Raw genomic sequence first — 5,229 nt, 5'->3', positions numbered from 1 at the left:
CGATCACGAGAACGCCGGGATCGAGCTCGCCGAGCAGGGAGCGCGGGCCGAGCCGGTCGGCGATGACGACATCCGCTTCGTCGAGCAGCCGGCGGCCGAGCACGGTGATCAGGCCGGGATCGCCGGGTCCGCCACCGACCAGGTGCACGGTGCCGGGGCGCACGGTGTCGGGGCTCACCGGCCGGCCGTCAGGTAGAGGCCGCGGCGGCGGAGCAACCGGCGTTCTGCCGGGGCGAAGAGCACGAGCTCGACGAGGATGCCGACGAACAGGATCACCAGGATCGTCGCGAGCACCCCGGGCAGGTCGGCGAGCTCGCGGCTCTGCTGCAGCCTCGAACCGAGGCCGAAACCGATCGAGCCGCCGACGGCGATGATCTCCGCTGCCATCAGGGACCGCCAGGAGAAGGCCCAGCCCTGCTTGAGGCCCGCGAGGTAGCCGGGCATCGCGGCGGGCAGCACGACGAGGGTGGCCATCTCGAAGCGGTTCGCGCCGAGCACGGTGCCCACGCGGCGCAGCTGCGGCGGGATCTGGTCGACGCCGGCGACCAGCCCGTTGGCGATCGAGGGGACGGCGCCCATCAGCACGACGAAGTACACGGTCGCGTCGCTCAGGCCAAACCAGAGGATCGCAGCGGGCACCCAGGCGACGGAAGGAAGCACCTGCAGCCCGGAGAGCAGCGGTCCGAGCGCGCGGCGGAGCAGCCGCCACTCCGCAAGGAGAAGGCCGAGCGGGGTTCCGATCGCGACGGCGATCAGGAACCCGATCCCGCCGCGGGAGAGGCTCGTGACCACAGCCGTCTGCAGGTGACCGGTCGACCAGAGGTCGGTGATCGAGGTGAGCACGTCGAGCGGACCGGGAGTGAGGTCGGGGCGCGGCTTGGCGATCACGATATAGAACTGCCACGCCGCGATGAGGGCGAGCAGGAGCACGACCGGCGGCAGGACGCCGTCGGCGAACCGGCGCCACGGGCCCTTCTCGACGAGGGGGGACGTCTGCAGGGCGTCGAGCCCGGCTTCGAGCGAACGGAAGTCCGCCCGGGTGCTCACCGAGGAGCCGGACGCGGCGTCGGGCTCCAGGGAGCCGGGGGTGATGGTCTCGGAACGGGTCTCAGGCGGCATTACGGCGGATCTCCTCTCGGAGGTGGTTGGTGATCTCGATGGAGAGGCGGGAAACCTCCGGGGATTCGATCCGGCGCGGACCGTTGTCCTCGATGCGCCACTCGTTCCTGATCCGGCCGGGACGGCTCGACATCAGCAGCACCCGCTGCCCGAGCCGTGCGGCCTCGCGCACGTTGTGCGTGACGAACACGATCGTGCGGCCGGTTTCATGCCAGACCCGTTCGAGTTCCTCGTGGAGCAGATCGCGGGTGATCGCGTCGAGGGCGGCGAAGGGCTCGTCCATCAGCAGGACCTTGCGGTCCTGCGCGAGTGACCTGGCGAGGGCGACACGCTGCCGCATGCCCCCGGAGAGCTCGTGCGGGCGCTTGTTCGCGGCATCCGCGAGGTTGACCAGGTCGAGGAGCTCGAGTACCTCGCCGCGACGCCGGCCGCGCGGGACCCCGCGCAGCTTGAGGGCGAGTTCCACGTTGCGGCTCGCGGTCAGCCAGGGGAACAGGGCCGACTCCTGGAACATGACGGCGCTCTTCCCGCTCGCGACCGTGACGGTGCCCTCCGACGGGTGTTCGAGGCCGGCGATGATGTTGAGCAGGGTCGACTTGCCGCATCCGGATGCGCCGAGCAGGCAGACGAATTCGCCAGGCTTGATCGTGAGGTTGATGTTGTCGAGCACCACGGGTCCGGCCTTGCCGAACCGCTTGGACAGTCCCTCGACCCGGATCGCGGTCTCGACGTCCGCTGCGACGACCGCGGCAGGCGCGGTGTTTGTGCTGACGCTGATGCCCTGCGGCCGGTTCCCTGAACCGTCGGTGCGGTCGCGCTCTGTCACGGACACGGCGCTCACCGTGCTCCAGAGCCGGTGACGATCCCTGCGGCGAGGGTGGCACCGTCCTGCGCGTTGATCACGAGGAACGCGCCGGAACGGCGGTTCTCGGTGAAGGTCTCGATCGGCAGCGGAGCCGCGAGGCGCAGGCCGACCTCGCCGATGTCGTTGACCTCGAGGCTGCCGGCCGGTTCGAGTTCGAGCGTGTCGAGGTTGAGGCGCCCGGTGACGGCGGCTACGAGGGCCTGGACGGTGTTCGTGCCGAACTTGACCAGGGTGCGGTCGCCCGGCCTGAGTGCCCGCGGGTCCAGCCAGAACAACGCGGCGGTGAGTTCCCTGGTCGATTCGGGCAGGGTGCCCGCTGCGCCGATGACCGCACCGCGGGCGATGTCGAGGTCGTCGGAGAGGCGCACGGCGATCGACATCGGTGCGAACGCCTCGGTGAGTTCGATGCCGGCGAAGTCGATGCCGGTCACGACGGTCGTCGCCCCGCCCGGGGCGACGCTCACGCTGTCGCCGACCCGGACGGTGCCCGAAGCGACCTGCCCGGCGTACGCCCGGTAGTCGCGGAAGGAGTCCGCATCCTCCGGTGCGACGGCGACGGCGCCCTGGGGCCGGAGCACGAGCTGAACGGGCAGCCGGAACGCCTCGATCGCGGTCTCGACCTCGTCGACGACCGGGAGGCTCTCGAGCAGTTCGAGCAGGCTCGGCCCGTCGTACCAGGGGGTCCGTGGCGAACGGTCGACGACGTTGTCTCCGACGAGCGCAGAGACGGGCAGCACGTGCACGGCACCGAGGCCGAGATCGGCCGTGACGGCGCGCACCGATGCTGCGACCGCTGCGAACGCGGACTCGTCGTAGTCGAGGAGGTCGATCTTGTTGACCGCGATGATCACATGCGGCACGCGCAGCAGGGACACCACGGAGAGGTGCCGCCTGGTCTGCTCGAGCACGCCCTTGCGCGCGTCGATGAGCATGATCACGGCGTCGGCCGTCGTAGCGCCGGTGACCATGTTGCGGGTGTACTGCACGTGCCCGGGGCAGTCGGCGAGGATGAAGGAGCGGCGCGCTGTCGCGAAGTAGCGGTACGCGACGTCGATCGTGATGCCCTGCTCGCGTTCGGCGCGGAGGCCGTCGGTGAGCAGCGCGAAGTCGATGCCGCCGTCGTCGCCGCCGAAGCCGCGCTCCGTGGACGTTCGGGTGACGGACTCGAGCTGGTCGGCGAGGATCGCCTTCGAGTCGTGCAGGAGACGCCCGACGAGGGTCGACTTGCCGTCGTCGACGGAGCCGGCGGTCGCGAACCGGAACAGGGTTCCCGGGGCGTCTGCGCCGTCGTGGGTGCCGGCATCCGCCGGGCTGAGGAGTGCCTGAGTCATCAGAAGTACCCGTCCTTCTTGCGGTCTTCCATGGCCGCTTCGGAGATGCGGTCGTCGGCGCGCGTCGCGCCGCGTTCGGTGATGGTGGAGAGGGCGACCTCGCGCACGACGGCGGCGACGGATGCGGCGTCCGATTCGACGGCGCCGGTGCAGCTCATGTCGCCGACCGTGCGGTAGCGGACGGTGCGGGTCTCGACTGCTTCGCCCGGGCGCGGCTCTGAGACGGGGCCGATCGCCCGCCACATGCCGTCGCGGCGGAAGACCTCGCGCTCGTGGGCGTAGTACAGCGGCGGCAGTTCGATGCCCTCGCGTTCGATGTAGCGCCAGACGTTGTACTCCGTCCAGTTGCTGATCGGGAACGCGCGCACGTGCTGGCCGACCGTGTGACGGCCGTTGTAGAGGTTCCAGAGTTCGGGGCGCTGGTTGCGGGGATCCCACTGGCCGAATTCGTCGCGGAGCGAGAGGATGCGCTCCTTCGCGCGGGCCTTGTCCTCGTCGCGGCGGGCGCCGCCGAAGACCGCGTCGTGGCGGCCTGCGGCGATCCCGTCGAGGAGCGGGAGCGTCTGAAGCGGGTTGCGGGTGCCGTCGGCGCGCTCCTGCAGGCGGCCGTCGTCGATGTAGTCCTGGACCTTCGCGACGGTGAGGCGGAGGCCGAGGCGCGCGACCGTCGCGTCCCGGAACGCGAGGACCTCTGGGAAGTTGTGGCCGGTGTCCACGTGCAACAGCCCGAACGGCACCTTGCCGGGCCAGAAGGCCTTCGCGGCGAGGTGCAGCACGACGACGGAGTCCTTGCCGCCGGAGAACAGCAGGACGGGACGTTCGAATTCTGCGACGACCTCACGGATGATGTGGATCGCCTCGCTCTCGAGCACGTCGAGCTGGGAAAGCCGGTGGCTCCCGGCCGCCTGCACGGGCGGCGCGGATGTCATGGCGGTCGTGGTGGTCGTGGCTGTCGTGACGGCGTTCACTCGTGGAGCCCGCATTCTGTCTTGGCCAGGTTCGCCCAGCGTCCGGATCGGGGATCGTCGCCAGCGGCGACGGGCTTCGTGCACGGCGCGCAGCCGATGGAGGGGTACCCCTGCTCGAGCAGCGGGTTCACCGGAACCTGGTGGTAGCCGGCGTAGTCGAGGATGTCGTCGAAGCTCCACGCCGCGAGCGGGTTGACCTTGACGAGGCCGTTGCGCTCGTCCCAGGTCACGAGCGGGGTGTTCGCCCGGGTCGGTGCCTCGTCGCGTCGCACGCCGGTGAACCAGAGTTCGTAGCCCGTGAGCGAGCGCTGCAGGGGTTCGACCTTGCGCATCGCGCAGCAGAGGTTCGGGTCGCGGCTGAAGAGTTCCGCGCCGTGCTCGGCGTCCTGTTCCGGGACGGTCTTCGCGGGGAGCACGTCGACGATCCGCACCGGGAGAAGCCGGGCGACGGTGTCGCGGGTCTCGTAGGTCTCGGCGAAGTGGTACCCGGTGTCGAGGAAGAGCACGTCCACGCCGGGCAGCTGCGCGGCGACGACGTGCGGGAGGACGGCGTCGGCCATCGAGCACGCGACGGCGACGTGGGCGACGGGGAAGTTCGCCGCGACCCAGGCGACGACCTCGGCGTAGCCGGCCTCGCCGAGCTCAGCGGCTCCGCGGGCGGCGAGCGCCTTGAGTTCCTCGGCGCTCCGCCGGGGAGCGACGGCCGTCGTGGTGACGGTCGTGGGTCCGGTTCCGGTTGTGGTGTCGCTCATTGCAGGGCCTCCTCGTCGGCTCGGTGCGCCCAGACGGCAAAGGTCTCTGTCTCGCCGCGGTCGGCGAGGAAGCGGAGCACAATGCGTTCGACGTAGTCGGCGATGTCGTCAGCGGTCACCTTGAGGCCGCGGACGGTTCGGCCGAGACCGGCCTCTTCGCGGTCCTGCGAGGCGAGGCCGCCGCCGAGGTGCAC

5 protein-coding genes and 2 pseudogenes are annotated in these 5,229 nt (G+C 70.5%); all 7 read right to left on the bottom strand.

What is annotated here, in order from left to right; genetic code table 11:
- Positions 1–157: pseudogene (locus QN345_RS15270) on the bottom strand (SAM-dependent methyltransferase); the annotation flags it as partial.
- Positions 158–174: 17 nt separating this feature from the next.
- Positions 175–1,119 carry an ABC transporter permease gene (locus tag QN345_RS15265; protein ID WP_323508822.1) on the bottom strand — a complete coding sequence of 315 codons (945 nt, stop codon included), beginning with the start codon at positions 1,117–1,119 and terminating at the stop codon, positions 175–177.
- The gene (locus QN345_RS15260) at positions 1,109–1,837 is read right to left on the bottom strand and encodes an ABC transporter ATP-binding protein (protein WP_323508823.1); all 729 of its coding nucleotides are present in this window, start codon (positions 1,835–1,837) and stop codon (positions 1,109–1,111) included. Before QN345_RS15260 ends, QN345_RS15265 begins: the two co-directional genes overlap by 11 nt.
- 119 nt (positions 1,838–1,956) lie before the next feature.
- On the bottom strand, positions 1,957–3,315 hold the full coding sequence (locus QN345_RS15255) for a sulfate adenylyltransferase subunit 1 (protein WP_134447565.1): 1,359 nt from the start codon (positions 3,313–3,315) through the stop codon (positions 1,957–1,959).
- Complete coding sequence (gene cysD / locus QN345_RS15250) at positions 3,315–4,244, bottom strand: sulfate adenylyltransferase subunit CysD (protein ID WP_134448069.1); 930 nt, start codon at positions 4,242–4,244, stop codon at positions 3,315–3,317. Before cysD ends, QN345_RS15255 begins: the two co-directional genes overlap by 1 nt.
- Positions 4,245–4,279: 35 nt before the next feature.
- Positions 4,280–5,035 carry a phosphoadenylyl-sulfate reductase gene (locus QN345_RS15245; RefSeq protein ID WP_134447567.1) on the bottom strand — a complete coding sequence of 252 codons (756 nt, stop codon included), beginning with the start codon at positions 5,033–5,035 and terminating at the stop codon, positions 4,280–4,282.
- Positions 5,032–5,229: pseudogene (locus QN345_RS15240) on the bottom strand (nitrite/sulfite reductase); the annotation flags it as partial. The gene QN345_RS15245 and the pseudogene QN345_RS15240, both read right to left, overlap by 4 nt.

Origin of the sequence: Cryobacterium sp. 10I1 (assembly GCF_035019805.1) — a bacterium.
GTDB lineage: Bacteria > Actinomycetota > Actinomycetes > Actinomycetales > Microbacteriaceae > Cryobacterium > Cryobacterium glucosi.
This window is presented reverse-complemented; position numbering and strand designations above follow the sequence as displayed.